22 protein-coding genes, 1 pseudogene and 1 riboswitch are annotated in these 26245 nt (G+C 66.2%); of the genes and pseudogenes, 14 read left to right on the top strand and 9 right to left on the bottom strand.

Going from position 1 to position 26245, the window contains the following annotated elements; translation table 11 throughout:
- Positions 1-14 precede the first annotated feature (14 nt).
- Entirely contained in the window at positions 15-1184 is a 1170-nt protein-coding gene (gene gcvT, locus ACFOWB_RS08840) for a glycine cleavage system aminomethyltransferase GcvT (RefSeq protein ID WP_261403711.1), read from the bottom strand.
- Between the two features lie 158 nt (positions 1185-1342).
- Positions 1343-1446: riboswitch (glycine riboswitch) on the bottom strand.
- A 473-nt stretch (positions 1447-1919) separates the two neighbouring features.
- On the opposite strand from gcvT, the gene ACFOWB_RS08835 reads away from it, so the two are divergent.
- Together ACFOWB_RS08835 and ACFOWB_RS08830 are read left to right on the top strand one after the other, a co-directional pair.
- Positions 1920-3599, top strand: a complete 1680-nt coding sequence (locus ACFOWB_RS08835) for an ATP-dependent nuclease (RefSeq protein ID WP_378146783.1) — start codon at positions 1920-1922, stop codon at positions 3597-3599.
- Positions 3592-5121 carry an ATP-dependent helicase gene (locus tag ACFOWB_RS08830; protein ID WP_261403714.1) on the top strand — a complete coding sequence of 510 codons (1530 nt, stop codon included), beginning with the start codon at positions 3592-3594 and terminating at the stop codon, positions 5119-5121. The genes ACFOWB_RS08835 and ACFOWB_RS08830 overlap by 8 nt, the downstream gene beginning before the upstream one ends.
- A 336-nt stretch (positions 5122-5457) precedes the next feature.
- On the opposite strand, the gene ACFOWB_RS08825 is transcribed toward ACFOWB_RS08830, so the two are convergent.
- The 3 genes from ACFOWB_RS08825 to istA all read right to left on the bottom strand — a co-directional run bounded on the left by ACFOWB_RS08825 (position 5458) and on the right by istA (position 9147).
- On the bottom strand, positions 5458-6618 hold the full coding sequence (locus tag ACFOWB_RS08825; protein WP_378146782.1) for a hypothetical protein: 1161 nt from the start codon (positions 6616-6618) through the stop codon (positions 5458-5460).
- A 304-nt stretch (positions 6619-6922) separates the two neighbouring features.
- Positions 6923-7651, bottom strand: coding sequence for an IS21-like element helper ATPase IstB (istB, locus tag ACFOWB_RS08820; protein WP_378146780.1), 729 nt, complete (start codon positions 7649-7651; stop codon positions 6923-6925).
- Positions 7651-9147, bottom strand: a complete 1497-nt coding sequence (gene istA / locus ACFOWB_RS08815; protein ID WP_378146778.1) for an IS21 family transposase — start codon at positions 9145-9147, stop codon at positions 7651-7653. Before istA ends, istB begins: the two co-directional genes overlap by 1 nt.
- A 343-nt stretch (positions 9148-9490) precedes the next feature.
- On the opposite strand from istA, the gene ACFOWB_RS08810 reads away from it, so the two are divergent.
- The 9 genes from ACFOWB_RS08810 (at position 9491) to ACFOWB_RS08770 (ending at position 18858) form a co-directional block, all read left to right on the top strand.
- Positions 9491-9769, top strand: a complete 279-nt coding sequence (locus tag ACFOWB_RS08810) for a hypothetical protein (protein ID WP_261403718.1) — start codon at positions 9491-9493, stop codon at positions 9767-9769.
- Positions 9770-9840: 71 nt separating this feature from the next.
- The gene (locus ACFOWB_RS08805; RefSeq protein WP_378146775.1) at positions 9841-11112 is read left to right on the top strand and encodes a TolC family protein; all 1272 of its coding nucleotides are present in this window, start codon (positions 9841-9843) and stop codon (positions 11110-11112) included.
- Positions 11109-11486 carry a hypothetical protein gene (locus tag ACFOWB_RS08800; RefSeq protein ID WP_378146773.1) on the top strand — a complete coding sequence of 126 codons (378 nt, stop codon included), beginning with the start codon at positions 11109-11111 and terminating at the stop codon, positions 11484-11486. The genes ACFOWB_RS08805 and ACFOWB_RS08800 overlap by 4 nt, the downstream gene beginning before the upstream one ends.
- Positions 11483-13021: a divalent metal ion exporter adaptor subunit IhpB gene (ihpB, locus tag ACFOWB_RS08795; protein ID WP_378146771.1), complete on the top strand. Its 1539-nt coding sequence runs from the start codon at positions 11483-11485 to the stop codon at positions 13019-13021. Before ACFOWB_RS08800 ends, ihpB begins: the two co-directional genes overlap by 4 nt.
- A gap of 25 nt (positions 13022-13046) precedes the next feature.
- Positions 13047-16265 (top strand): efflux RND transporter permease subunit, encoded by a 3219-nt coding sequence (locus tag ACFOWB_RS08790; protein ID WP_378146910.1) that lies wholly within the window; start codon positions 13047-13049, stop codon positions 16263-16265.
- Positions 16262-16732, top strand: a complete 471-nt coding sequence (locus ACFOWB_RS08785) for a hypothetical protein (protein WP_261403719.1) — start codon at positions 16262-16264, stop codon at positions 16730-16732. Before ACFOWB_RS08790 ends, ACFOWB_RS08785 begins: the two co-directional genes overlap by 4 nt.
- Before the next feature lie 10 nt (positions 16733-16742).
- Positions 16743-17711 (top strand): cation diffusion facilitator family transporter, encoded by a 969-nt coding sequence (locus tag ACFOWB_RS08780; RefSeq protein WP_261403720.1) that lies wholly within the window; start codon positions 16743-16745, stop codon positions 17709-17711.
- Positions 17701-18072 (top strand): hypothetical protein, encoded by a 372-nt coding sequence (locus tag ACFOWB_RS08775; RefSeq protein WP_261403721.1) that lies wholly within the window; start codon positions 17701-17703, stop codon positions 18070-18072. Before ACFOWB_RS08780 ends, ACFOWB_RS08775 begins: the two co-directional genes overlap by 11 nt.
- A gap of 120 nt (positions 18073-18192) precedes the next feature.
- Positions 18193-18858 carry a Crp/Fnr family transcriptional regulator gene (locus ACFOWB_RS08770; protein WP_378146767.1) on the top strand — a complete coding sequence of 222 codons (666 nt, stop codon included), beginning with the start codon at positions 18193-18195 and terminating at the stop codon, positions 18856-18858.
- 79 nt (positions 18859-18937) lie between these two features.
- On the opposite strand, the gene ACFOWB_RS08765 is transcribed toward ACFOWB_RS08770, so the two are convergent.
- On the bottom strand, positions 18938-19156 hold the full coding sequence (locus ACFOWB_RS08765; protein ID WP_261403723.1) for a hypothetical protein: 219 nt from the start codon (positions 19154-19156) through the stop codon (positions 18938-18940).
- 153 nt (positions 19157-19309) lie between these two features.
- On the opposite strand from ACFOWB_RS08765, the gene ACFOWB_RS08760 reads away from it, so the two are divergent.
- Positions 19310-19774 (top strand): DUF411 domain-containing protein, encoded by a 465-nt coding sequence (locus ACFOWB_RS08760; protein ID WP_378146765.1) that lies wholly within the window; start codon positions 19310-19312, stop codon positions 19772-19774.
- Between the two features lie 281 nt (positions 19775-20055).
- On the opposite strand, the gene ACFOWB_RS08755 is transcribed toward ACFOWB_RS08760, so the two are convergent.
- The 3 genes from ACFOWB_RS08755 to ACFOWB_RS08745 all read right to left on the bottom strand — a co-directional run bounded on the left by ACFOWB_RS08755 (position 20056) and on the right by ACFOWB_RS08745 (position 23617).
- Positions 20056-20322 carry an MFS transporter gene (locus tag ACFOWB_RS08755; protein WP_378146763.1) on the bottom strand — a complete coding sequence of 89 codons (267 nt, stop codon included), beginning with the start codon at positions 20320-20322 and terminating at the stop codon, positions 20056-20058.
- Between the two features lie 173 nt (positions 20323-20495).
- Complete coding sequence (locus tag ACFOWB_RS08750) at positions 20496-21869, bottom strand: alginate export family protein (RefSeq protein ID WP_378146908.1); 1374 nt, start codon at positions 21867-21869, stop codon at positions 20496-20498.
- 227 nt (positions 21870-22096) lie between these two features.
- The gene (locus ACFOWB_RS08745) at positions 22097-23617 is read right to left on the bottom strand and encodes an amidohydrolase family protein (protein WP_378146761.1); all 1521 of its coding nucleotides are present in this window, start codon (positions 23615-23617) and stop codon (positions 22097-22099) included.
- A 193-nt stretch (positions 23618-23810) separates the two neighbouring features.
- On the opposite strand from ACFOWB_RS08745, the gene ACFOWB_RS08740 reads away from it, so the two are divergent.
- On the top strand, positions 23811-24710 hold the full coding sequence (locus ACFOWB_RS08740) for a LysR family transcriptional regulator (RefSeq protein WP_261403726.1): 900 nt from the start codon (positions 23811-23813) through the stop codon (positions 24708-24710).
- A gap of 180 nt (positions 24711-24890) precedes the next feature.
- Positions 24891-25205: pseudogene (locus ACFOWB_RS08735) on the top strand (transposase); the annotation flags it as partial.
- Positions 25206-25802: 597 nt separating this feature from the next.
- On the opposite strand, the gene ACFOWB_RS08730 reads toward ACFOWB_RS08735, so the two are convergent.
- On the bottom strand, positions 25803-26231 hold the full coding sequence (locus ACFOWB_RS08730; RefSeq protein WP_261403727.1) for a hypothetical protein: 429 nt from the start codon (positions 26229-26231) through the stop codon (positions 25803-25805).
- Between the last annotated feature and the right edge of the window lie 14 nt (positions 26232-26245).

Raw genomic sequence — 26245 nt, 5'->3', positions numbered from 1 at the left:
GAGAGGCAGTGGGGTCAGCTTCGCTTGAAGCCGGCGGGGACGAAGGGGAGCTTCGCGACAGTGACCGGCAGGCGTCTGCCTCGGACGTCGGCGAAGAGCTGTTGGCCAGCTTCGCTCAGGGCGGTGGAGACGTAGCCCATAGCAACCGGCGCGTTCAGGCTCGGTCCGAACCCGCCCGAGGTCACGCGGCCGACCAGCTCGCTGCCGACGTTCGCCGAGAACAGCTCGGCGCTGGCGCGGACCGGCACCCGGCCTTCTGCGAGCAGGCCGACGCGACGACGCGGCGCGCCTTCAGCCAATTCGAGCAGGATACGGTCCGCGCCTGGAAAGCCGCCCTCGCGCGCTCCGCCGGGTCGGCGGCTCGGCGAGATCGCCCAACCGAGGCTCGCCTCGATCGGCGTCACGTCCTCGTCCATGTCGGAGCCGTAGAGGCAGAGCCCGGCTTCGAGCCTCAGCGAGTCCCGCGCGCCAAGGCCGACGGGCTCGACGTCCGCAGCGATCAGCGCCTCGGCGACGCTTTCCGCGCGCACATTCGGGAGTGAAATCTCGAAACCGTCCTCGCCGGTGTAGCCGGAGCGCGAAACCAGACAGCGCTCGCCCGCGACGTTGATCTCGTGGGCGTCCATGAAGCGCATGGCAGCGGCGTCAGGCGCGAGGCCGGCGAGCGCGGCCTCCGCGCCCGGCCCCTGGACGGCGATCAGAGCGCGGTCGACCGGCCGCACTTCGATCGCGTCGGGCAGGCGCGCCCTCAGATGCGCCTCGTCGGCGTCCTTGGTGGCGGCGTTGACCACAAGCGCGAGGCGATCCGGGAGCCTCGCGACCATCAGGTCGTCCAGCACGCCGCCGGTCTCGCTTGTGAACAGCGCGTAGCGCTGGCGGCCGGGCTTCAGCCCCAGAATATCAACGGGGACGAGCGTCTCGAGCGCCCGCGCCGCGTCGTCGACGTCGCCCGAGCGCGGCACGAGTGCGATCTGGCCCATATGCGAGACGTCAAACAGCCCAGCCGCGCTGCGCGTCAGAAGATGTTCTTTCAAAACGCCATTGGGATAATGCAGCGGCATCTCGTAGCCGGCGAACGGACAGAACTTCGCCCCAAGACGGGCGTGCATGGCGTGAAGCGGCGTACGCTTACGCTCGTTGGCCGGCACAGAATGGCCGGCTTGTGTCTGGACGTTCGCGTTCATAGGCCTCTCCGCGACGGCTCGTTGCGGACCGCGCCTGGAATGGCGCAATCCGACTGCGAACCCCCATCTGTCGCGGTTACCTGAGAGCTTCCCTCGCAGGCCTTTCGGCCGGAGGTTTCTCCTTCGGTGGACGCCGGTTAGCGCCTCTCTCCAGATTGTCCAACGATGCGGTGATTGTGCCTGAGAGTTTCCGGGGGCGGTTGCTCCGTCGGCGCCATACCGATCCTGCGAAAAGAGGGCTGGGCTCTCCCGCATCGTCTGTAGCGGACGCCTGCACAATGGCTTAAGGCGGGCACATAGATCAAGGTGTGATTGATAATTTTGATCGATAAATCGTTTTTTACGATCGACAATATGCGGAACCGTTTCTGTTTCTCGAGCGAAAGAGCGACTGAGGCTTCTGCTGCTAACCGTAGTTCACGAATTGCGCGGACCGGCGGTGAGTTCAGGTCCCGGCCTGATCCATAGGCGACGTTGGGAAGGTCGGCTCGGGGCATCCACGAGCGGAGGCTCCGAACCGCTATGGCCTATTGTTTTGACTCGAGGGACCACCGAACGACCTTTGGAGTGAACAGCCAATTCGGGGCCCAGATGCAAGGCGCGTAGTGGTTGTGATAGTGTCCCGAAGCAAGGGAGGCCTGAAAACTGACAGCGCTCAGCCACGCGATCATCCGGAAACTGTCGATCCGAAAATATCACGGCATCAAAAGTCTGGATTGGCGGCCCGGCTCGACCATGAATCTCATCCTCGGTGGCGGGGATGTCGGCAAGACCACCATCCTCGATGCGGTGGGGCTACTCCTGAGCGCCTCGAACGCGGCATCTATCTCGGAGGCTGACTACTGGCGCCGCGACAACACCGACGAATTCTCCATTGAAGGCGTCGTCTCGCTTCCCGTTAGCGTCGATCCCAACAGCTTCTCCGTTCAGCTTATGCCCTGGGATTGGAACGGCGCCGATGCGGTCCTGCCCGACGATCCGCAGAATGGCGACGTCCCGGAAGCCAAGCACCCGGTATATCGCCTGCGGGTGCGCGGCACGGCCGACTTGGAGTTGGTGTGGGAGATCATCCAGCCGGATGAGAGCATTATTGCGTTCTCGGCGGCTTTCCGAAAGAAAATCGGCCTGATCCGTCTGAGCGCCGACGACCGCAACGACCGTGACCTACGCTTGGTGTTCGGCTCGGCACTCGACCGACTGCTGGCCGATCCGGCGATCAAAGCGCGCATCGCCAAGAAGGTGGCGGAACAGGACTTCTCCGGCGCCGTGGGCGACGCTGGCGTAAAGGTACTTGGCGAGCTGGATTTGCGCCTGAAGGCGGCGTCGCTGCCATCCGGCGTAAAGCTAGGGCTGACCTCCAGCCAGGGCCTATCGATCGGTGCCCTGATTGGGCTGCTGGCAAATCGCGACGGCGTGGCACTGCCTCTGACCAGTTGGGGTGCCGGGACCAAGCGGATGGCGGCGCTGGAGATCGCCGCGGCCACCCAGGCGGGCAGCTCCGTCACCGTCATCGACGAGGTGGAGCGCGGCCTCGAACCGTACCGGCTGCGGCAGCTGATCGGCATTCTCAAGTCGACGTTCGGTCAGTCGTTCGTCACCACACACAGCCCCGTCGCCATTCAATGTTCGACTCACGCCAACCTCTGGTATCTCGACGCAGCTGGTGCCATCGGCGCGCTTGATCACGAGAAGATCGCCCCTCAGCAGCAGCGCGATCCGGAGACTTTCTTGGCCAAACTCGCGGTCATAGCCGAGGGCCCCACGGAGATCGGCTTCCTGAGACGGCTTCTACGGTTGGCGTTCAAGGGCAATCCGCTCGACTCGGGCGTCCGCGTCTGCAACGGCCAAGGCAACGCTCAGACCCTCGCCCTTCTCGAGGCGATCGGCGTCACCGGACTAAAGTTCGCGGCCCTTGCCGATGACGAAGGCACGCACGACGGCCGTTGGAGCGAGGTGAAGGCCGCCATGGGCGCGCGCCTGCTACGGTGGGAGGGCGGCTGCACCGAGGAGGCGGTGCTCGGACATCTGCCGGAGGCACGGTTGCCGCAGCTCTTGAAGGAGGAAGAGGGAGGCTGGAACGGCGAGCGGTTGCGCACCCTGGCGGATCGGCTGGGCCTTGCGGACAAATCCCTAGCGGCCATCAAGGCGGCGCTCGTCGCTCAGAAGCGCTCCCTCCGGGCCGTGATCATCGAGGCCGCCACCGGCAAACCAGATGGCGCGCCCGAGGGAAAGCGGAACGAGTGGAAGGCGCACGGACGAGCGTGGTTCAAGTCAATCGTCGGCGGCGACGAACTTGCCGGCTACGCGCTGGCGAACGACGTCTGGCCGAAGCTTTCGGGCAGCATCCTGCCGCTGCTCAACGCGATTCTGGCGTCGGTCGACCGCGCCGCTATTGAGCGCCTTGATCGTGTCTGACGCCTCCGTCGCCGCCCTGCTGCGATCCGCCGAGCCGCTGGTGGTGATCGAGGCGCCGGCCGGCTGCGGGAAGACCTTCCAGGGCGCGGCATACGCGCGCGAGGCCTCGCAGGCGCTGCCGCAAGGCCGGGTGTTGATCCTCACCCACACCCATGGAGCCTGCGGGGTCTTCGCCAACCGCACGCGGGGCTTGTCGTCCCGCGTCGACATCCGAACCATCGACTCCCTGATCAGTCAGGTCGCCACTGTTTATCGCCGGGCGCTAGGCTTGCCGGACGACCTGTCGACCTGGGCTTATCGGAACGACGGCGAAGGTTTCGACATCATGGCAACCAAGGTCGCCGGCTACATGGAGCGTCATCCGATTGTTCGTGAGGCTCTGGCGCGCCGCTATCCGCTGGTGATCTGCGACGAGCATCAGGACGCCAGCGAAGCTCAGCATCGTGTCATAATGGCGCTGCGCGTTGGCGGTGCCCGGCTACGAATCTTCGGCGACCCACTCCAGGCGATCTTCGCGAGCGGCTCGAAGTCCAACAAGGCCATGGCCGCCGCGCTCGTTCGCTGGGAGGCGCTGAAAGCCGCCAGTGCCTTCGACGATCTCGATCATCCCCATCGCTGGGACGACGGCTCTCCGGAGCTAGGTCGCTGGGTCTTGGCTGCGCGCTCAGAACTGAGGGCGCGGCGCCCGATCTCTCTGCTCGGACCGCCTGTCGCCGGCCTTAGCGTGCTTCGCGCCAGCAATCGCGCCCAGGTGCGCACCGGCTATCAGGTCAGTCGAGACGAGCGCCGCCCCATTGATGCTGCGGCGGCGAAAGACGTGATGATCCTGGCCGCCAGTAACGACCGGGTCCGCGGATTGAGCGCTTTTTGGGACCGCCGAATTTCGATCTGGGAAGGCCATACTCGGTCCGCGCTTGCCGATCTGGTGCGCACCGTCCGCGAGCAGTCCGGGCATCCTGTGGGGATCGCACAAGGAGTGCTAAGCTTCGCCGGGGCCATCGCGGTGGGCTTCTCGCCGAGCGGCTACGGCGATCGGTTGGTGAAGGAGGTTCACGAGGGCTGCGCGCGTCCGGCCCGCGGCAAGCCAGGGAATATTCAACGCCTCGCTCGGTATATTCTTGAGGCGCCCAACCACCATGGTGTTGCAAACGCCCTGGGTGAGCTTCACGACCTGATCGAGGCCAAGGCCGAGGGCTTCGATGTCGTTAAGATCGTCCATCGCACAGAGCTGCGGGACGCCATACGGCTGAAGGCCTTTGCCTGCCCGGACGAGGGCTATGCCGAGATCGCGCGTCGGCGCTCGCAGGCCTCGCCGGCTCCGCCCAGCCGCTCACTCAGCACGATCCACAAAGCCAAGGGCTTGGAATGCGACAACGCCATCCTGATCGCCGGCGATCACGACCAGTTCGGCGACACAGACTACGCGCGATGCAAGCTCTACGTTGCCCTCAGCCGGGCGAAGCGTCGGCTGACCCTAGTGGTGTCGCGCGACAAACCTAGCCCGCTATTTCGCTTGGCCTAAGGAAAGCGAACTTGCTCCAGATCGCATCCGGCAAACTCTCCCACCTGGGCGGCACAACGCTTTGCGCGGCGGGATTTGCAGCAACTTGCGCATCTATCGCCACAGGGCCATCGTCGCGCGCATGCGCCGCTCGGTGTGACGCGCGGCCCGACCTCGCGCCCGCCGCTTGGGCCGCATGCGGTTCGAGACGCGTCACCGACGCTCAAGCGGCAGCGAGATCGACCTGCGGCACGCGCTTCTAGCCTGCATCTAACCGATCCCCTGACCCAATGGTCAAAAGGCGTGGCGGCGGCTGGGCGGCCTCAATAAACAACCTGCATCAACGCTTGCCTCTCGCTATGAGCGGTTGCCTCTCAACGATCCGAACATGTCTGCGATGCTGCGATCGCCTGCCCGTTCGTCCCGATAGCGCTCCTGCCACTCGTCATGCATGTGATCGGCGTACGTGTCCTCTTGTTCCGCGAACTCGGCGTTGGCCTCCTCCACCCGTTCGATCATGGCACGAACGTCGACGTCGAGCTGGTCTCGGAACAATTCAAGATCTTCGATAAGGCCAGAAAACTGCTCGCGCGACCGACATTCACTTAGATCTTGCAAGAAGTGGTCCTGCTGGTACCTCGCGAAGCTCTCCCGGGCGACGGCAACCTCGCGCCTGGCTTGTTCGGTGTCGACGACGCCCAGAAGCTCGCGCAGCTCGTCCGCGCGACATCCTGTCCGTGCCTCTTCTAAGACTGCGTCAAGCACAGCCCCGCGTATGCCGTCCACGTTAGTCATCATCAACGGCGGTGCGCCATCGATCGCTCGGATCCATTCGACCGCGTCGTTGATCTGTGGACGTTCTGTCCGCCATTCCTCGAGTAGGCGCTCAAAGGCCGGCGCGATCAGCTCTGCGATGGCAGGCGCTTCGAGCCGCTGAACCATCTCAATGATCGTCGCAAGCCGCCGCTCGTAGGTCGGTCCGTAATAGCCCACTCCCCCACTGTCCGACGCCACACGCCGTCTCGCTTTCGCTAACCGGCCGATCGTTGGGGCAATTCGCCCCGCCTCGCGCCTGAGCGCGCTAATGATGGCCCCGCCTTGGTCCGCTTTCGCGAGCGTCCATACCTGGTCAATCTGATGAAAGCTTGCCGCGCCAGCGATCAGGTCCACCGCATTGTCGGGCGCGTTTCGCGCCACGGCGTTCAGCAGATCGAGAACCGAAGGGTCGATGACTTGAAAACCCTGCGCGCCCCACGGTTTGACGAAGCTGTTGACGACTTCTCGGACGCCCGTGCGTAGATCGTCCGGTCGCGTCGAAAAATTGTAGCGTGTGGCCCGATAGGCGTGCAGCGCCCCGAACGCCCGCTCCAAGACCGGGCCGCCGCATTCCCCGCCGAGCGCACGAACGGCGAGCAGAACCGACCGGCCAGCCTCGGTGATCTCCTGCTCATAGGCATGTCGCCAGATCTCCGACGGATCACGCAGCAGATCTTCGATGAAGCGGCGATAGCTCTCCACCGGGACATGCCTCAGGCGACGATAGGAAGAGAGCCACTCAATCAAGCGCGGGTTGAACTTCTCATGCTTGACGATGCGAAGGTAGAAGTCCTTCCGGAGAAGTTCGTCTCGATAGGCGTCCGGCAGGTCGCTGAAGTAGAGGTGATTATAGTGTCAATCGGCGCTGAACTTTGACCCTCTATCGGCGTCCAATGTTGACCCCCTGAAGCTGGGTGAGCGGTGTTGATCCCGCCGGCGCGGAGCTGGTCGGGGTTGCGCAGCGTCGGCGGGATCAACGTCCAGAAGGCGCGGCCTCGGGCGGCGCTCAGGCGCGGTTTTTGAAGCGCCAGCTCTCGTTGCCGGTCTCGACGATGTCGCAGTGGTGGGTAAGCCGGTCGAGCAGCGCGGTGGTCATCTTTGCGTCGCCGAACACGCTTGGCCATTCGCCGAAGGCGAGGTTGGTGGTGACGATGATCGAGGTCTGCTCGTAGAGGCGGCTGATCAGATGGAACAAGAGCTGGCCGCCGGACTGCGCGAACGGCAGGTAGCCGAGCTCGTCGAGGACCACGAAGTCGAGGCGGCCGAGGTAGTCGGCCATGCGGCCCTGACGGCCTGAACGGCCTTCGGCCTCGAGCTTGTTGACGAGGTCGACCACGTTGAAGAACCGGCCGCGCGCGCCGTCGCGGATGCAGGCCCGGGCGATCGCGATGGCGAGGTGGGTCTTGCCGGTCCCGGTGCCTCCGACCAGCACGACGTTGCGCTGATGGGCTAGGAACTCGCCTCCGGCGAGGTCGCGGATCAGGGTCTCGTTGATTGGCGTGTCGTCGAAGGCGAAGTCCTCGACGTCGCGGGCGAGCGGCAGCTTGGCGATCGTGATCTGGTATTTGATCGAGCGTGCCTGCTTCTCGCTGATCTCTGCGGTGAGAAGGTCGCCGACGATGCGTTGAGGCTCATGCTGGCGCTTGACCGCGGTCGCGATGATCTCGTCGAAGGCGGCCTTCATGCCGTAGAGCTTGAGCTCGCCCATGGTGGTCAGTATCGCGGAACGCTCCATCACACGGCTCTCCTGAGGGTGTCGTATCGGGCGCAGTCGGCGGTCGGCTCGACGGCGAGCCGCAACGCTTCGGGCGTCATGATCGTGACCAGCGGCGCGGGGTCCCGGCGCCGGGCGAGGATGTTCAGCACGACGTCGGCCGAGCAGACGCCCTCACGCAGCGTCTCGGCGCAGGCGGCCTCGACTGCGGACAAGCCGTCGCTCAGCACTGCGGCCAGGATCGCCACCATCTGACGGTCGCCGTCATCGACGCTCGCAAGCTTGCGCCGGACCTTCTCGAGGCTCGCCGGCAACACCCAGTCCTTGAACGGCGCTCCGTTCCTGAGAGCGCCGGGCTTGCGAGCCAGTACCGGAACGTAGTGCCAGGGATCGAACACGGTCTGGCCGCGGCCGAAGCAGCGCGGGTGATCGCCGACGATCCGTCCGTCCTGGCGCAGCTCGATCCGGTCGGCGTAGGCGCGGATCTCGACCGGGCGGCCGATCGCGCTCGCGGCGACCGAGTACTTGTTGTTGTCGAACCGCACGAGGCAGGTCTTGGACACCGAGGCCGGGACGGCGTGGAAGCCGTCGAACCGCCCGGCATAGGGAACGAAGCTCGGGCGCTCCGCCTCGAACGCCTCCCACACGGTCCGATCCGCGAGCTCGGGATGACGATGCGCCTTGGCGTAGGCGATCGCCTGGTCGAGCAGCCAGGCGTTCAGCTCGTCATAGCTCTTCGCCCGGACGCGCGGCGTGAAGAAGCGCTCGCGCACCAGCCCGACCTGGTTCTCGACCTGCCCCTTCTCCCAGCCCGAGGCCGGCGTGCAGGCCACAGGGTCGATCAGGTAGTGGCTGCACATCTGCAGGAAGCGCCGATTGTAGGCGCGCTCGCGGCCGACGAGGATCGTCTCCACCGCGGTCTTCATGTTGTCGTAGATCCCGCGCGTGCAGGTCCCCTTGAAGAAGGCGAACGCCCGGTCATGGGCGTCGAACACCATCTCCTGGCTCTCCCGCGGGTAAGCCCGCACGAACAGCATCCGCGAGTGGCAGAGCCGGACGTGCGCGACCTTCACGGTCGTGGTGACGCCGTTGATCAGGACGATCTCGTGGCTCCAGTCGAACTGGTAGGCCTCGCCCGGATCGAAGCTCAGCGGCACGAACGCCGCCGATGACGACGACCGCTCACGCTGCCGACCGCGGGCGTAGCGCCGGACCGCGTCGTAGCCGCCCTCGTAGCCCAGCGCCCGCAGCGCCTCGAAGATCCGGATCAACGTCAGCCGCTCGCGCGCCGCCCGTCCCTCGTTCTCCGTCAGCAGCCGATCAAGGTCGTTACGCCATGGCCCGAGCTTGGGAAGCGGCTGAACTTCGCGCTCGTACTCGAACGCTGTCGCCCCCGACCGCAGCACCTTCCGCACCGTGTTCCGAGACACGTGCAGTTCGCGGACGATCTCCTTGATCGTCTTGCCGCGCACAAAATGCTCGCGGCGGATCCGCGCGATCGTGTCCACGCACTTCATCCCCCGACCGCCCGTCCTCGACAAAGACAGGCAGCATGCGCAACGCGCGCCTCAGGGGGTCAAAATTGGACGCCGATCCCCCTCATAACGGGGTCAAAATTCCACGCCGGATCACACCTAATTAGGGACTTGTTGATGGCTTCCGGCCACCATTGGATCGCGGAGTCGTGGCGGCCACGGAACTTGACACCGCCCCCCGTTTCCCCGGATGCGTTGCAGTATGGACGTTCTGTCGAAGGCGAGATCAACGCGTGCCTGGCGCTTCTGCGTCCGGGTTGCGTTCGCCCTTTGCCTGGTCGTCTTCGGCGTCGGTGACGCCGTCGAGCGCAGCTTCGCGGGCCACGTGGGCCTTGATTCTGCGCTCACCCACGCGGTCTCGGCCGACACCATGGCCAGCGTCACGACGGACCATTCCGGCATCCACGTCGACGGCCAGTCCGGCGACTTGGACATGAGCGGAAAGATCGTCGGGCACGGCTGCCATGGCTGCGCGGCCATCCCCGAGCCGATGCTGCAGGTCGCCGCCGCGCCGAGCGCGCTCAGCTCGTCCCCGGCATGGGCCTCCGTGCCCTCGACCGCCGGGCGCGAACCCCTCGTCGACCTTCCTCCGCCTCGAGCCTGATCTGACGGAATCCGTGTCGGCGCGCGCCTGAGACGCGCTCGCCCCCGCTCGTCAGTTCATCAGGTCAGGTCATGCTTTTCAGAACCCGCGCGCTTGCGCTGGGGGTGGCGATCGCGCTGCTTCCCGCGCCGGCGACGCACGCCGCGCCGTCGTCGCGATCGCTCACGCTGTCTCAGGCGCTGTCGCGCGCCGTCGCCTCCTCCCCTGGTCTTGCCGCGGCGGAACGGGAGATCGGGGCGGCGGGCGGACGGAGCCTCCAGTCCGGCGTCTTCCCCAACCCCGAGCTCTCCGCAGAGCTCGACAACGCCTTCGGCTCCAAGCTCAAGCGCAATCTCGAGACCGCCGAGACGACGCTGCAGATCAGCCAGCTCTTCGAGCTCGGCGGCAAGCGCGAGGCCCGGATGGCGATCGCGGCCGCCGACATCGACGCCGCGCGCTGGGACCGGGCAGCGACCCGGCTCCAGGTTCTCGCCGAGACGGCCGAGGCGTTCGCAAGGACGCTCGGCGCGCAAGCCCGCGTGGCGGAGCTCGAGGAACAGGTCGACGACCTCGACCGTCTGACCCCGTTGCTTCAGCGGCGGGTCGAGGCGGGCGCGTCCTCGAGCGCGGAGATCTCGCGCGGCCGTCTCGCCACCGAGACGACGCGCGTCGAGCTCGCCAAAGCGAAGGCCTCGTTCCAGGCGGCGCGGCGCGAGCTGTCGGTGCTGATCGGGGAGAAGGCGCCGTCCTTCGCCTCGGTCGGCGGCGACCTCTCGCGCATCGGCGCGCCGCCCTCGTTCGACAGCTTGATGTCTCGGGCGCTGCAGACCCCTCAGCTCACGCGCTTCTCTACCGTGAGGGCCCAGCGCCGGGCGCTGCTCGCCGCAGCTCAAGCCAAGGCCGTGCCGGACATCACGGCGGGCGTGGGCTGGCGGCACTACCGTGAGGACCGCTCGAACGCCGCGATGGCTTCGCTCAGCGTGCCGCTCCCGGTGTTCGACCGGAACCAGGGCGGCGTGATCGAGGCGAACGAGACGCTCGCCAAGACCGAGGCCGAGAAGGCCGCGGCCCAGCGGGCCCTGACGGTGCTCGTCGGCAACGCCTACGAGGCGTTGAGGGGCTCCTATGACGAGGCCCGGCTCACCCGAGCCAACGTGCTGCCCGTCGCCCGCGAGGCCTGGGACAGCATCCGCTCCGGCTACGGCGAGGGCCGTTACTCGCTGCTCGAGCTGCTCGATGCGCGCGCCGCGCTCTCGGAAGCCTCGCTCAAGGAGATCGACGCCCTCGTCTCCTTCCACTCATCGCTCGCCAGTCTCGAAGGCCTGACGGGATCCGCCCTCGTTCTGTCCCGGAGAGACAAATGACCTTCCTTAAGACCGCCTCCGCGGCGGCCGCGCTCCTGCTCGCCTCCGCCACCGTGTCGCTGGCGGCGCCCGCATCGACGCCCCGCGTCGTCCCGCTGCCCGGCTACGACGGCGCCTGGGTCTATGACGGCCGCACGCCGCCGACCTGCAACGCCCGCGACGTCCGCGTCCGCCACTTCGCGGGCGACGGCCACTCCAGCGACGCCGCCGAACACGCGCACCTCGGCCACGGCCACAAGTGGTCGAAGCGGAACTTCAAGGGCTACCCCACGAAGCCGCCCTGCTACGCGCGCCGCGCTTCCACCCAACCAGAAACCCCTGCCGACCTCGCGACCGCCGCGACCCGCAACGCCCTGTCCGGAGACCTGTCATGAGCCGCTCCTTCGCACGCGACGCCGCCGTCCTCGTGGTCGGGGGTCTCATCGGGGCCGGCGGCCTCTACGCCGCTCAAGTTGGACCGTCCGCGGTCGCAACCCAGGCGCTCTCGCTCTACTCCGGCCTTATGGGCGGGGACGGCCATGCGCACGCCGAGGCCCCGAAGGCGCTTGCCGCCGCGGACGGTCACAAGGAAGGCGACGGCCATGCCCACGGCAAGGACGGCGCCCATTCGAAGGACGATGGCCACGGTCACGGCAAGGAGGACGACCACTCCAAGGACGATGGCCACGGCCATGGTTCCGGCAAGGACGATGGGCATGGCCATGGCAAGGACGACGGTCACGGCCACGACAAGCCGAAGCCCAAGGCCGACGCAGGCGCGCCGATCCAGGTCGCGGCCGCCGACGACCACAAGGAGGGCGACGGCCACGGTCACGGCAAGGAGGACGCTCACTCCAAGGATGACGGGCACGGCCATGGGAAGGACGACGCCCATTCCAAGGACGACGGCCACGGACACGGGTCGGGCAAGGACGACGGGCACGGGCATGGCGCGGATGACGGCCACGGCCACGACAAGCCGAAGCCGAAGCCGAAGGCCGACGCCGGGGGCGAAGCGCCCCTGAAGGTCGCGGCCGTCGACGCCAAGGACGACGGGCACGGCCACGGCGCCGAGAAGGAGGACGACGGCCACGGCCATGGGGCCGAGCTCCCCGAGGGCGTCGTCGAGCTGGGCGAGGCCAAGGTGAAGGCCGCGGGCATCGCTCTTGGCAAGGCGGGCGCCTCGACGCTGCGCGAGGAACTCCAGCTCAACGGCATCGTGCAGGCGAACCAGGAAGCGGTCGTGCAGGTCACGCCGCGCTTCCCCGGCGTGGTCCGCACGCTGTCGAAGCGCCTCGGCGACCAGGTGAAGAAAGGCGAGCTGCTCGCGGTCGTCGAGAGCAACCAGAGCCTCACCACCTACGAGCTGAAGGCCCCGATGGCGGGCGTGGTCACCGAGCGGCAGGCCTCGCTCGGCGAGTACGTCTCCGAGCAGAAGCCCGCCTTCGTCATCACCGACCTCTCGACGCTCTGGGTCGACTTCTCGGTCTACCGCCGCGATCTCGCGAAGGTCGCGGTCGGCGAGACGGTGCGGATCGACCCCGAGGACGGCGGAGAGCCGATTGAGGCGCAGATCTCCTACCTGTCGCCGATCGGGGCCGCGGACACCCAAAGCGCGGTGGCGCGCGCCGTGATCCCGAACGACGGCCGCTTCAGGCCGGGCCTGTTCGCGACGGGTGCGGTCGCGACCGCCGAGCAGTCCGTGCCGCTCGCCGTGTCGATCGACGCCGTGCAGTCGCTCGAGGGCCGCGACGTCGTGTTCGTCCGCGAGGGCGACCGCTTCGCCGCCCGCGACGTGACGCTCGGCCGCCGGGACGGACGGTCCGTCGAGGTCGTGACGGGTCTCAAGGGAGGCGAGGCCTACGCCTCGAGGAACAGCTTCGTCGTGAAGGCAGAGCTCGCAAAGGGAAGCGCGAGCCATGAGCACTGACGCGGGCGACTACAAGCCCAACGGCCTGATCGAACGGATCCTGGCGTTCTCCATCGCGCAGCGGTGGATGGTGGTGTTCGCGTGCCTGGCCGTCGCGGGCTTCGGCGTCTTCAACTTCCTGCGCCTGCCGATCGACGCGGTGCCGGACATCACCAACGTCCAGGTCCAGATCAACACCACCGCCCCCGGTTTCTCCCCGCTCGAGGTCGAGCAGCGCATCACCTTCCCGCTCGAGACCAGCCTCGGCGGCCTGCCGGACCTCGACTACACCCGCTCGCTGTCGCGCTACGGCCTCTCCCAGGTCACGGTCGTGTTCAAGGACGGGACCGACATCTATTTCGCCCGCCAGCTCGTGAACGAGCGGCTGCAGCAGGCCAAGGACCAGTTGCCCGCCAGGATCGAGACCGCCATGGGGCCGATCTCCACGGGCCTCGGCGAGATCTACAACTACGTCGTCGACGCCAAGCCCGGCGCGAAGAAGCCGGACGGCTCGGACTACAGCCCGGCGGACCTCAGGACGATCCAAGACTGGATCATCACCCCGCAGCTCCGCACGGTGCCGGGGGTGGTCGAGGTCAACACCATCGGGGGCTACGAGCGCCAGCTCCACGTCCTGCCGAACCCGGCGCGGCTAATGGCCTATGGGCTGACGTTCCGCGACGTGATGACGGCGCTCGCCACCAACAACGCCAATGTCGGGGCCGGCTACATCGAGCGGAACGGCGAGCAGTATCTCGTCCGCACGCCCGGCCAGGCGCTGACGGCGGAAGACGTCGGCGGCATCGTCGTGAACTCCCACGCCGGAACTCCGGTCCGTGTCTCGGACGTCGCCGAGGTCAAGGACGGGCGGGAGCTGCGCAACGGCGCCGCGACGCTCAACGGCCACGAGGTCGTGCTCGGCACCACCATGCTGCTGATCGGCGAGAACAGCCGCACCGTCGCCGAGCGCGTCGCGAAAAAGCTCGATGAAATCCAGAAGTCGCTGCCCGAGGGGATCGAGGCTCGCTCCGTCTACGACCGCTCGACGCTGGTCGAGGCCACGATCACGACGGTGGAGAAGAACCTCGTCGAGGGCGCGCTGTTCGTCATCGCGGTGCTGTTCCTGCTGCTCGGCAACATCCGCGCCGCCATCGTCACGGCCTTCGTGATCCCGCTCTCCATGCTCTTCACCATCACGGGCATGGTCGAGAACAAAGTCTCGGCGAACCTGATGAGCCTCGGGGCGATCGACTTCGGCATCATCATCGACGGCGCCGTGATCATCGTCGAGAACTGCCTGAGGCTGCTCGCGCATGAGCAGGAACGTCGCGGCCGCCTGCTGACCATGCAGGAGCGGTTCTCGACGATCCTGGCGGGATCGAGCGAGGTCATCCGGCCGAGCCTCTTCGGCACCATGATCATCGCGGTGGTCTACCTGCCAGTGCTCACCCTCACGGGGGTCGAGGGCAAGATGTTCACGCCGATGGCGCTCACCGTGCTGATGGCGTTGCTCGGCGCGTCGATCTTCTCGATGACCTTCGTCCCCGCGGCGATCGCGATCTTCGTCTCCGGCAAGGTGTCGGAGAAGGAGAACTGGTTCATGCGGGGCGCCCGCGTGACCTACGAACCCCTGCTTGGCCTCATGATCAAGCTCCGCTGGGTCGTGGCCCCGGCCGCGGTCGCGCTCGTCGTCGTGACGGGGATTGCGGCGTCGCGCATGGGCGGCGAGTTCATCCCGAGCCTCGACGAGGGCGACGCAGCGATTCAGGCGCTGCGCGTGCCGGGCACCAGCCTCACCCAGTCGCTGGAGATGCAGGGAGCGCTCGAAAAACGCCTCATGCAGCTTCCCGAGGTGAAGGAGGTGTTCGCCCGCACGGGCGTCGCAGAGGTCGCGACCGACGCCATGCCGCCCTCGATCTCGGACGGCTACATCATGCTGAAGCCTAGGTCGGAGTGGCCAAACCCCAAGAAGACCAAGGCCGAGCTAATGGAGGACGTGGAGAAGGCCGCGGAGGAGATTCCCGGCTCGAACTACGAGCTCTCGCAGCCGATCCAGCTCCGCTTCAACGAGCTGATCTCGGGCGTGCGTTCGGATGTCGGCGTGAAGATCTTCGGCGACGATCTCGACACGCTGCTCAAGGTCGCGGGCGAGGTCCAGACGGTCCTTCAGAAGGTGCCCGGAGCCGCGGACGTGAAAACAGAGCAGGTCACCGGCCTGCCGATCCTCACGGTGAAACTCAACCGCACCGCTCTCTCCCGCTACGGGGTCAGCGTCGGTGACGTACAGGAGATCGTCGAGATCGCGGTCGGCGGAAAGAAAGCCGGCCAGATCTTCGAGGGCGACCGTCGCTTCGACATCGTGGTGCGGCTACCCGAGCGGCTGCGCACCGACATCGAGGCGCTGAAGAACATCCCGGTCCCGCTGCCGACCCCGGACGGTAACGAGGCGCAGGCCAGTCCTGCGGTTCTGGGAGGTCCGCCGTCTTCCCGCACGCGTTACGTGCCGCTCTCCTCGCTCGCCTCGCTGGAGGTGGCTCCCGGACCGAACCAGATCAGCCGCGAGAACGGCAAGCGGCGCATCGTGGTCTCGGCGAACGTCCGCGACCGCGACCTCGGCTCCTTCGTCGGCGACGCGCAGCGGGCGATCGGAGAACAGGTCAAGCTGCCGTCGGGCTACTGGATCGGCTGGGGCGGTCAGTTCGAGCAGCTCGTCTCCGCCACACAGCGCCTGACCATTGTCGTTCCGATCGCGCTCGGGCTGATCTTCGTGCTGCTGTTCATGAGCCTCGGCTCGTTCAAGGACGCGGCGCTCGTGTTCTCGGGCGTGCCGCTCGCGCTCACGGGTGGCGTTGCGGCGCTGTTGATCCGCGACATCCCGCTCTCGATCAGCGCGGGCATCGGGTTCATCGCACTTTCGGGCGTGGCGGTGCTGAACGGCCTCGTCATCATTGCGTTCATCCAGAAGCTCCGCGCGCAGGGCAAGGACCTGATGGAGGCCGTGAAGGAGGGCGCGCTGACGAGGCTTCGCCCGGTGCTCATGACCGCGATGGTGGCGTCGCTCGGCTTCGTGCCGATGGCGATCGCGACCGGGCCGGGCGCCGAGGTGCAGCGGCCGCTCGCGACCGTAGTGATCGGCGGGATCGTGTCGTCGACGATCCTGACCCTGCTCGTGCTCCCGGCGCTCTACGTTCTGTTCACGAGGCGGCGTAAGCCTGACCCGGTTCCGGAACCGGGGCCGGACGCAGTCGTGGCGGCAGCGTCATGAGGGCCGCGGCCGTCGGCGCGGCTGCGCTCGCTCTCGCGCTGGAGATTTCGTCCCCAGCGCGGGGGCTCAACGAGGACGTGATGCGCAACGTCCTGTCCTCGGTGTTCCTCGCCCAGAACTTCACGGCCGTCTGCGTGAAGGTCGACCCCGACTTCGCTCGCGAGACGGGCGGCAAGGATGGCGACGCCTCAAAGGTCATCGCCCACATGAAGGACGAGATCATCGCGACGATGACGCGCGACGAGGCCGCGCAGATCGTCGTCAGCGCCGCAGGCGCGGCCCGCGCCGTCGGCCTCGGCATGATCCGCTCGCTCTCCGGCGGATCGGTCGAGGAGCAGACCGACAGGGTCAGGGCGCTCTGCGAGGGGACGGCGAAGCCGCTGGTGAAAGGCGTCGTCGAGAACCACGACGAGCGGCACGAGTTCTTCGAGCAGATGCTCAAGGACGCACGCCAGGGCCGCGGCTGAGGACGGGACGATGACGGCAGGTGACGACCACGCCGGGCACGACCACGACCATGGCGGGAAGGTCGAGTCCGGCCACTCCCACGGACCGGGCGGGCACGCCCATGCGCCCGCGAGCTTCGGCAAGGCGTTCGCGATCGGCATCGGGCTCAACACCGTCTTCGTCGTCATCGAGGCGGGCTACGGCTACGCCAGCAACTCGCTCGCCCTCGTGGCGGACGCGGGCCACAACCTGTCCGACGTGCTCGGCCTCGTGGTCGCCTGGATCGCCGCGACCTTGGCGAGCCGACCGCCGTCGCCGCGCTTCTCCTACGGCTTGCGCTCGTCCTCGATCATGGCGGCGCTGTTCAACGCGATCTTCCTGCTGATCGCGGTCGGGATGATCACCTGGGAAGCGATCCAGCGCTTCTTCGACCCCCAGCCCGTCGCCGGCGTGACCGTCATGGTCGTCGCCGCCATCGGCGTGCTGATCAACGGTTTCACCGCGTTCCTGTTCATGTCCGGGCGCAAGGGCGACATCAACATCAAGGGCGCCTACCTCCACATGGTCGCCGACGCCGGGGTCTCGGTCGCCGTGATCGTCGCCGGGCTGCTGGTGATCGTGACCGGATGGGAATGGCTCGACCCCGTCGTGAGCCTGATGATCGCCGCGGTGATCACGATCGGGACGTGGGGACTGCTGCGCGACAGCGTGACCATGTCGCTCGACGCGACCCCGCCGGGCATCGACCCCGCGGCCGTCGCCGCCTTCCTTGAAGAGCGTCCCGGGGTCGTGGAGGTCCACGACCTCCACGTTTGGCCGATGAGCACGACCGAGACGGCGCTCACCGCGCATCTGGTCATGCCCTCGGGCCATCCGGGCGACGCGGCCATGCGCTCGATCGCCCAGGAGCTCGAGGAGCGCTTCGGCATCGCCCACCCGACGATCCAGATCGAGCTCGCGACGGGCTCCTGTCCGCTGGCGTCCGCCCATGCGGTCTGAGGCCGGGACACGCGCGGCAGGTTTGCTCCACGCGCTCGCGGGCAAGGCGGCGGCGCTTGCGACGCTCGTCGCCGTGCTGCTGCTCGCCGTGTCCCATGTCGAGATCGATCATGCCTCCCGCCTTGCGGTGGCCTCCGGCCAGCAGGCCGTGCTCGTGACCTCCGCGCCCTGTTCGTCCGCCGCGCTCGGGCATGCTGGATCGGGCGCCGCCGAGTGCTCCGCGCCGTGCGCCGCGCCGCTTCCGGCCGCCCTCGGTTCATGGGGGGCGATCGCCCAGTGGTCCCCGTCGGTCCGGTCCCCGTGCCTCGGCCTCGACGGCGTCCACGTCGGCTTCGCCACCCCGCCGCCCCGGATCGCCTGATCGCGCCGTCCGGCGGATGCGGCGACGCCGTTCCGCCGACCTTGCTTTCAGCGACGCGTCCCTGACGCGACGGCCGACGCCGTCCTCGGGGACGCAAGGACCGACTCCGGGAACGAAGACATGATCACCCACTCATCCTGCGCGCACCCCGCGCACAATGCGGACGACGTCGAACTGCTCGCGACCATCGAGGGCCACCAGATCGAGCTGCTCGCCCGTCGGAGCCGGCTTCCCCGCGGGACGAAGCTCGACCTGCCGGGTCGGCACGGCTCCACGCTGGTCTTGGCCTCGGGAAGGCTCTCGGCCGAGACGATCACGTCCGACGGGCACGAGGCCTTCGCGGCCGACGTCGAGCCGGGCGACGTGATCGGCGAGGCCTTCGCGTTCGAGCGCTGCGACACGCCGTTCGAGGTGGTGGCCGACGAGGCCTCCGAGGCCTGGTGTTTCGAGGCGCGCGACTTCGCGGCCGCGTTCGAGCGCCACCCCGCCTTCGCCAAGGCGGTGGTGCGGGCGATGTGCCGTCGGCAGTGCCGGACGCTTCAGAGGATGTCGGAAGTCATGACGCTGCCAATGGCGGGCAGGCTGGAGGCCGAGCTGCTGCGGCTGGCGGCCTGCGACCCGTCGGGCCGGACGATCGGGCGGCTGCCGACGCATCGGCAGATCGCCTCGCGCATCGCGACGCAGCGGGAGGCGGTGACCAAGGAGCTGAGCCGTCTCGAGCGGCAGGGCGCCATCCGCAAGGAACGCCATGGCCTGAGGCTCGTCGGACCTAGCTGGAACCCCTGAGTTTGGGCGGGCCAGCCCCGGGAAGGGCTGGCCCTGCGCCGCCGTCAGGGTTGGAGACCAATGACGGCGCCGGTTCGGATCAGCGCGCGATCACGCGGCTGGGGTCATTGCGGTTGCTCGCCTCACGGTTAACGCTGCCCGTCCGCTCGCCGGACAGGACGCTGAAGTCCGGCACACTGTCGTAGAAGTCGGCGCTGTCGCGCAGGTGCTGGTTCGTCGAGTTGGCGGGCCCGGTCCCGGCGGTCGCGGCCGCGACCGAGGACATCAGGACGAGGGCGGCGGCGATCATGGTCTTCATCGTAAGTCACTCCCTTGTGGAAGCTCGTCTTGAGCTTGGGACCACGATGCCGGGAGGCCCGGATTCGCCGGGTGGAAAGTCCCACATCAGCGGACAACTGGACGTGAGCCGGGCGTGTGCGAAGGTGGCCGGAAAGGAAGGAGGGCGACGCCCATGACGATGGACCGCAGGACATTCACGCTGGTGATCGCAGGGGCGGCGCTGCTTCTCCCGGGCGGGGTCCGCGCCGCTCCGGCGATGATCGTTCACAAGGATCCGACCTGCGGCTGCTGCGATGCCTGGGTCGATCACGTCCGCGCGGCCGGCTACGAGGCGCGGGTCGTCGAAGTCGCGGCCATCAACGCCGTCAAGGCGAAGCTCGGCGTGCCCCCGGACCTGCGATCCTGCCACACGGCCGAGATCGACGGCTACGTGCTCGAGGGCCACGTGCCCGCGGCGGCGATCGGCAGGCTGCTCGCTGAGCGCCCAAAGGCGCGGGGTCTCGCCGTGCCCGGGATGCCGATCGGATCGCCCGGCATGGAGGTCGAAGGACGCGATCCGGAGGCATATGACGTGATGGCATTTGGCGAGGGCGAGCCTCGGGTGATTATGAGGTTCCGGGGAAGCGTCGCGACCTAGTTCTTCGTCGGGAGGGAGACATCAAGTCCGTTTATCGGCGACCAAGCCATGTTGCTGTTGGCGCGTCCGCGATGGAAACGCTTAGCCTGGCCTGACCCGGAGCCGCGGTTAAGAAGGTCCGCACTTGCGGTGTCATCCATGGAACGGCGGATGAGTTCATCGCTGAGTGACCTCGCGGCGTAGGCGTACAAGCATGTATGGCCCTACCCAACCCCACGCGGAACGCGCCGGTGGAGCGCTCGGCCCAGACATCGTCGGCCGCCTTCGGCCCGGCCATCAGATCAACGCCGCAATGACGAGCAGGCAGGAGCGACGTCGACCCCATAGGAGGCGGCGGCTCCGACTGCGCCGAGCAGGATGTCGCAGGCTGCGGAGCCGATCGAACGCGCGATGTTGATGCCGAGCGGGTTGATCGCGACGGCATTGCGAAACTCTCTACGCGGCACAAGCTCGAGAACGATTGACTGCCAGGTCGGGCACATCAACGCCGCGCCGACCCCGCCCATGAAGGTGAGCGCGACGAGCGACCTGACGGCGAGGCTTCCCAAAACTTCATCTCCGTCCCGGACGCCAACGAGACTGATTTTTTGGCTGATACTGAACTGAGCTATCGGTACTGTTGTCGCCTAGTTTTCAACCGCGCTTTTAGCAAAATTGTTTCGGGTTGCCAGACCAACGAAATATAGAATGCGCAAACCGAATTGGGAATTATCACCGGTTCTTACCAACTGAATTTCAGTTCCGAACGAAAAAATATACTGTCCTTTCCGCCGGCGAATTGGAGGTCTGAGCCAACATCATATCGTACGGCCTCTACGGATCCGGTGAGGTTGGATGCAAACCTATAATCGGCCCTTAATTGTGCATACGCGCCGGTCCACGACGTTCCCCGGCCGGCCGTTCCAAGGACGGGAACGCTTGGCAGAACATAGACCGCATCCTTGGTCGTCTGGCGCCAAAGCAGCCCAATTCCGGCCAACAGGGTCAAATTCTTGATTGGGGCGACTGTCAGCGAAGGCTTGAGGTGCACAAGATTGGTGTAACCAGTGTGACCGCCCAGGGAAAAATAATAACCGTTTGGAAACAGCGGATTGAACGTGCCGAGATTGCCATCGTCGGCACGACGATCGCCGGAGGCCGCATCGAACTGCAGGCCAATCCGCGGCGACCAGACCACGTCACGGATCGTGTAGCCGGTTCTCGCGCCGAACGCCCAGGCCCGAACGTCCGCCCGGCCGACATGTCCAAGTTGCCCCATTGCTTCGACGTCCCAATCGAAACCCGAATGGGCGCCGGCCAGGCGCATGTCGAGGATGTGCCGGTCTTCTTCGCCGGACGCATGAAGGTAGAGCGCGTTTCTGCGCTGATAGAGCGCGTAGTAACCAGTGAGTTGCATCCAGTCCGACAGCTGCCGTTCCGCGCGCACGCCGGAAAACCGGATGTCGCGCGTCGACCTGTCGTCGAACGGGTGGCCGTCCAGGTATTCGACCGGCTGGCTGACGAGCCCATAAAAACGCCATTCGTCCGACTCCCAACCGGCCCAAACCGCATCGAAGGACTGACGGACGTTGGGTCCGTCCCGTGACGACAGAAAGCGCTCAAGGTCGAACTCGAAATCCTGCCGGCCGATTCTCGCCCTGAACGTTCCGGCGTCCAGCGGCACCGTGTAGCCCAGGAAGGCGAGCCTGAGATCGAGCCTGTTGGCCTCGGTGGAGCTTATCGTCTTCTTGTCGAACGTTCGGACGTCTTCAAACTGGGTAAAGATCTGCAAGTTTTTGTTGAGGCGCAGGTCAACATGAAATTGAAGGCGCTGAAGCCCGTAGGTATCGCTGGGCTGGTCCTCAGAAGTTCCGAACGCAGGCGCGTCGCTCCTTTCAAAACTCTCGCGCAACGTCAGCCCCAACGACAGGTAGCTGTCGGGGGCATGCGCGCCGAGCGGGATGAATTTAAGCTCGTCGAACGGCTGAGTCCGCAAGCGCGGGTCGGCGAGGCGCGACCAGTCCTCCCGCCATCGGTCTGCAAGGATCGCGGGTCTTTCTGCGGCCGGGGAAGCGCCGTCGTCCGCCACGGCAGGCCGGGCGTCGAGATAAAGCATCAGGACCACCGCCGCGACCGAGAAGAGCCGAATCTGCCCTAATCGTGTCGGACGCGGCGACAGTTGGTCTTGACCGGCACGGAACGGGCGCCCGCCGCCGCGGCCGATGCAACTCTTTTGGCCGACATCAAGCGTCGCCTGCATGGCAGGCGCGGCTCGTCGTCTTCGTCGCCGGTGATGAAGCATGATCGTCACGCCGGAGCGATCTCCGGGTTCCCGGCTATAGACTAGCGGTAAAGGGGGATCGCCGTTTTGGTCGCCTCGAACAGATAGTCCCGCGATGCTGTGATCCTGTCGCGCAGCGCGGCGATGTCGTGGCCAATCAGCGTTCCCTTCCATTTCCTGATATGGCCTGCGACCAATACGGTCTCGACGTTCGAGCGCTCCATCAGCGTAACGACCGCGCCGGCGGCGTTGTTTAGCGGGGCGACGTTCAGGGCAGTCGCATCAAGAATGATGATGTCGGCTTCCTTGCCGGGGGTCAGCGAGCCAGTTTTGTGATCGAGCTTCAGGCCCTTGGCGCCGTTGATCGTGGCGAACTCAAGCACCTTCCTTGCATCGAGCAGAGCCGGCGCCTTCTCCATGCCGGCGTCCAGCGCTCTCTGGTTTGCCAATGCGCGCTGCAGCGTGATGGTAGAGCGCATCTGGGTGAAGAAGTCGGCCGTCATTGTCACTTCGACGTCCGATGACAGCGAGGGGTTCATGCCCATGTCGATCGCCTTCTGGATCGGCGGCATTCCGTGACGCATCTGCATCTCGATCGGTACCGACAGGGAGACATGAGCGCCGGTCTCACTCGCGCGATCCCAGACGGCGTCCGACATCTCCGTCATGTGGATGAACAGGTGCTTGTCGGTGTAATGCGGGATCAGCTTCTCCATTATCTCCCGTATGATGGGGCCGCCCACGACGTGCAGGCCGATGGGGAGATCGAGCTCCTTGGCCATGTTCCAAAGCAGCAGCGGGTCGACGCCCGGCACGTAGACCTCGCCGCCCATCAACATGGTCAGCAACTGATCGTCGGACGCGAAGAACGTCTCGCGCAGACGGCGCGCGTCCTTCGGATAGTCCACCTTGTCGCCATAGGCCTCGAAGTAGCCGAAGACGGCGCGGCGGCCGGCTTCCCTCAGACCGTCGATCAGCGCCTCGGAATGTCTTGGCGAATGGTGGACTTGCGAGACGTCAAGGACCGTCGTGACGCCTGCGTCGAGCTGGCTAAGGCCGCCGAACAGCTGTGCAATGTGGACGTCTTCGGGACGGTAGACCTTCGAGAACTTGCCGAGAATGTCGCTCTCATAGGTCGGCTCGCCCTCGCGGGTCGGATCGTGGAACAGGATGCCGTTCGGCAGAAATGAACGCAGCGCCGTCTCGAACTGGTGGTGGTGTGTGTCGATGAAGCCTGGCATCACCACCCGGCCGGCCGCGTCGATTACGACGGCCTCCGGCGCATCAATCGACGCGGCGACCTCCAGGATCTTTTTCCCTTCGATTAGCACGTCGCCGGTCAGATCGCCGATGCCCCTATCCAGGCTGAGGATATGCCCGCCCCTAATCAGCGTTCTTCGCCCGGCGTCCCCGATGCCAAGAGGCGGCGCCGCCTCCTGCGCAACCGTGGGCAGGGTCAGAAAGCTCGGAAGCAGGCTGGCTGCGGCGACCGAAGCCAGAGCGCGGCATAGAAAACCGCGGCGCGACGGCCTATGCGCGACCGACAGCGAAAGAGGCCGGCCGCATAAGCAAAATCGGGTCACTGCATCATCTCCAATGGCCGAACCCTCGATTGGAAGCCGTGCGAGACGTGTCGCGGCCGTTCCGGTCAAGCGCGTTTGCAGCACCCCCGGAACGATCTGAACTGTCGGGGTCTGGTCTTGCGCGAGAGGATAAGGACCCCAATCTCTTCAACAATCGAAAGAAGAGGAAAACTGAATTTCAAAAATGAGCAGAATGCCTGACTTCGAAGGCTGGGCGGTTTTTTCCCGCGTCGCCCATCTGCGGTCGTTCTCAGCGGCAGCCGCCGAGCTCAACATGTCTCCGGCCACGGTCTCGAAAGCGCTCAGCCGGCTGGAAAACAGCCTTGGCGCAGCGCTGATCCACCGCAGCACGAGGACGCTCTCGCTCACGCCGGTCGGGCTGGAGCTCGTAGAGCAGGCGGCTTCGCTGCTCAACGCGGCGGAAGCTCTGGACGACGTCGCGCGCAGCGGATCGACGCAACCGCGCGGACTGGTCCGGGTTTCAGGACCGGTGTCGTTCGGCGTGCTCCATATCGCGCCGCTTCTGCCGAGCCTATTTGGACTGCTCCCCGATGTGACCGTCGAGCTTCAGCTCGACGACGGTCCGACGGATCTCGTCGCTTCGGGCGTCGACATAGGGGTGCGCATCGGCTGGCCACGCGATTCCACGCTTCGCGCGCGAAAACTGGTCGACATGCGGAGCTTTCTGGTTGCCGCGCCCGACTATCTCGCCCGCCGAGGCGCGCCTGCGGCTCCGCAAGATATCGCCGGTCATGCCTGCCTGTCCTACACGCCCCTTTCAGCTGCAGAACGGTGGAGACTGGTCGGCCCGTCCGGAGTCGAGGTCCGCGTCGACGCGCCTGCGATCCTGACCACCAACAGCGGCGACGCCATGCTGCCGATGCTTCATGCAGGCCAGGCGATCGCTCACATGCCAGAATTCATGGTGCAGGACGATCTCCGAACGGGCCGTCTGGTGAAGCTTCTGCCCGATTGGACGATGGCGACTTCAGCGCTCTATCTCGTCACGCCTTCGTCCGGACCGCGTCCGGCGCGCGTTTCGGCGGTCCTGGAGCATCTCGCTTATCATCTGCCGAAACGTCTTGCCTGTTAACCCAAGACACTTGCGATAAGAACTTAGCCAAATTCTCGTTTTGCTATATGAAGGTGGCTTCCTTGCTCGAACGCTTTGTTTGCGCGTTGGCGCTGGTCTGCCCCCTGAGAAGTTGTCCTCCATTGTGTATGGCTTCTGGCCATTAGGAGGACTGTCTGATGCGGAGAAGAAGGCACGTGCCTGGAGATCGTCGCGAAGTTGCGGCAGGTGCAGGTTGTGACCCTGCAGGGTCGGACGGTCACGGAGGCGACCAGGTCGATCGGGGTGACTGAAGTCAGTTCTCTCGCTGGCTGACCGAGCATGGCGGGCTGCAGGGCGACCAGGTGAAACGGCTGACAAAGCTCGAGGCTGAGAACGCACATCTTCGACGCGCAGCGTCGGACTGGACTCTGGATTAGATGATCCAGGCCGAGGCTGGGCGGGAAACCGACCAGCCTCGCCCGCCGTAGCGCCTGCGTCGATCGAGTGATGGGCAAGCTCGACGCCTCCGAGCGCCCGACCGCCTCAACGCGACTGCGCGCTGTCTCGCCGAGATCATCGGCCGCGCTGCCGAGGCCAAAAGCCTGATCCGCGCGGCCGAGCCCGCCTATGCCGCCCGCGAAAAGATCTGACGAAAGCCGACGTTGCTCTGCCGCTTTCTATAAAGACGGCCGGCGTTTCGCGGTCTAAGAGCGGTTTCAGCGCCGTGGCCGAGCCGCCAGCGTGACGAGTGCATGTCGCGGACGCCAGGCCGGATCTGGAACATCGGTCGTCTTGGTCGAAAATCTCGCCGCGATGGGCCAAGTCCGCATCGTGCATGTCGACCGCGGTGCCGAGCCGCGCGGGCGCTCGCGCGGCTCGGATGCAGTCTGTAACGGCGCGCGCTTCCGGTCGTCCGTCGGAGCGAGGCGTTAGGCATGGCTGTGGCGCACCCGACGACGCCGGCGGCGGTCTGCGAGGCGGGGGTCGCCATCATCGCGCTGCGCCAGAAAGCGGTTCGGCCCAACTCGCTTTACGCTTCCGTCAGCTATTCGCCCAAAGGCGGACGGCAGCGTCTTCGGTCCTGCCTGCGCAATTCAGTCCGCAAGGTCGGTTAATGAAAAATTTGTCCGATCAGGCCGGGGAGAGTGCAATGGAATGGAAGCGAAGTAGATTTGACCGCGCCAAACGCCCGTTGTCCACGTATCCTCGAATGCCCGCGAATGACGCCTCGACGGCGCAAGCATCCTGATCGTTTAAATCGACAATCAGGACGCCCTTTTTCGTAAACCGGCGCAAAAGCAGCGATCGCGCCGCCTCGTCGATGTCTTGCCACAATGCCATCCGTTCGACGCCTGGATCCAAGCCCCCGCCAACCAGCTGCCTGGCAAGCTCACCGAGATGAGGACCGGCGCGTGACGCGCCTGGCCTCGTGAGCTCTTCGGCAAGAAAGAAGCCGTAGAGCGACGCGCCACCCAATAGCCCGCCGGAGCCCAAGCGAAACTGTTTGGCGTCGAACGCTGTCAGGTCATCGCCGTCAGCGGCGCCGGACTGAACGCACATGCCGCGCGCCGCAA

The sequence above is a fragment of the Chenggangzhangella methanolivorans genome (assembly GCF_042648545.1).
Taxonomy (GTDB): domain Bacteria; phylum Pseudomonadota; class Alphaproteobacteria; order Rhizobiales; family Methylopilaceae; genus Methylopila; species Methylopila methanolivorans.
The sequence above is the reverse complement of the archived record's forward strand: the minus strand, read 5'-3'. Positions and strand labels throughout refer to the sequence as shown.

Bases quoted from the DNA above. Each gene is read 5' to 3' on its own strand.
- gcvT (WP_261403711.1), bottom strand. From the start codon at position 1,184: ATGAACGCGAACGTCCAGACACAAGCCGGCCATTCTGTGCCGGCCAAC.
- ACFOWB_RS08835 (WP_378146783.1), top strand. From the start codon at position 1,920: ATGAATCTCATCCTCGGTGGCGGGGATGTCGGCAAGACCACCATCCTC.
- istB (WP_378146780.1), bottom strand. From the start codon at position 7,651: ATGGAGCGTTCCGCGATACTGACCACCATGGGCGAGCTCAAGCTCTAC.
- istA (WP_378146778.1), bottom strand. From the start codon at position 9,147: ATGAAGTGCGTGGACACGATCGCGCGGATCCGCCGCGAGCATTTTGTG.
- ACFOWB_RS08805 (WP_378146775.1), top strand. From the start codon at position 9,841: ATGCTTTTCAGAACCCGCGCGCTTGCGCTGGGGGTGGCGATCGCGCTG.
- ACFOWB_RS08800 (WP_378146773.1), top strand. From the start codon at position 11,109: ATGACCTTCCTTAAGACCGCCTCCGCGGCGGCCGCGCTCCTGCTCGCC.
- ihpB (WP_378146771.1), top strand. From the start codon at position 11,483: ATGAGCCGCTCCTTCGCACGCGACGCCGCCGTCCTCGTGGTCGGGGGT.
- ACFOWB_RS08785 (WP_261403719.1), top strand. From the start codon at position 16,262: ATGAGGGCCGCGGCCGTCGGCGCGGCTGCGCTCGCTCTCGCGCTGGAG.
- ACFOWB_RS08780 (WP_261403720.1), top strand. From the start codon at position 16,743: ATGACGGCAGGTGACGACCACGCCGGGCACGACCACGACCATGGCGGG.
- ACFOWB_RS08775 (WP_261403721.1), top strand. From the start codon at position 17,701: ATGCGGTCTGAGGCCGGGACACGCGCGGCAGGTTTGCTCCACGCGCTC.
- ACFOWB_RS08770 (WP_378146767.1), top strand. From the start codon at position 18,193: ATGATCACCCACTCATCCTGCGCGCACCCCGCGCACAATGCGGACGAC.
- ACFOWB_RS08765 (WP_261403723.1), bottom strand. From the start codon at position 19,156: ATGAAGACCATGATCGCCGCCGCCCTCGTCCTGATGTCCTCGGTCGCG.
- ACFOWB_RS08760 (WP_378146765.1), top strand. From the start codon at position 19,310: ATGACGATGGACCGCAGGACATTCACGCTGGTGATCGCAGGGGCGGCG.
- ACFOWB_RS08750 (WP_378146908.1), bottom strand. From the start codon at position 21,869: ATGCTTTATCTCGACGCCCGGCCTGCCGTGGCGGACGACGGCGCTTCC.
- ACFOWB_RS08740 (WP_261403726.1), top strand. From the start codon at position 23,811: ATGCCTGACTTCGAAGGCTGGGCGGTTTTTTCCCGCGTCGCCCATCTG.
- ACFOWB_RS08730 (WP_261403727.1), bottom strand. From the start codon at position 26,231: ATGTGCGTTCAGTCCGGCGCCGCTGACGGCGATGACCTGACAGCGTTC.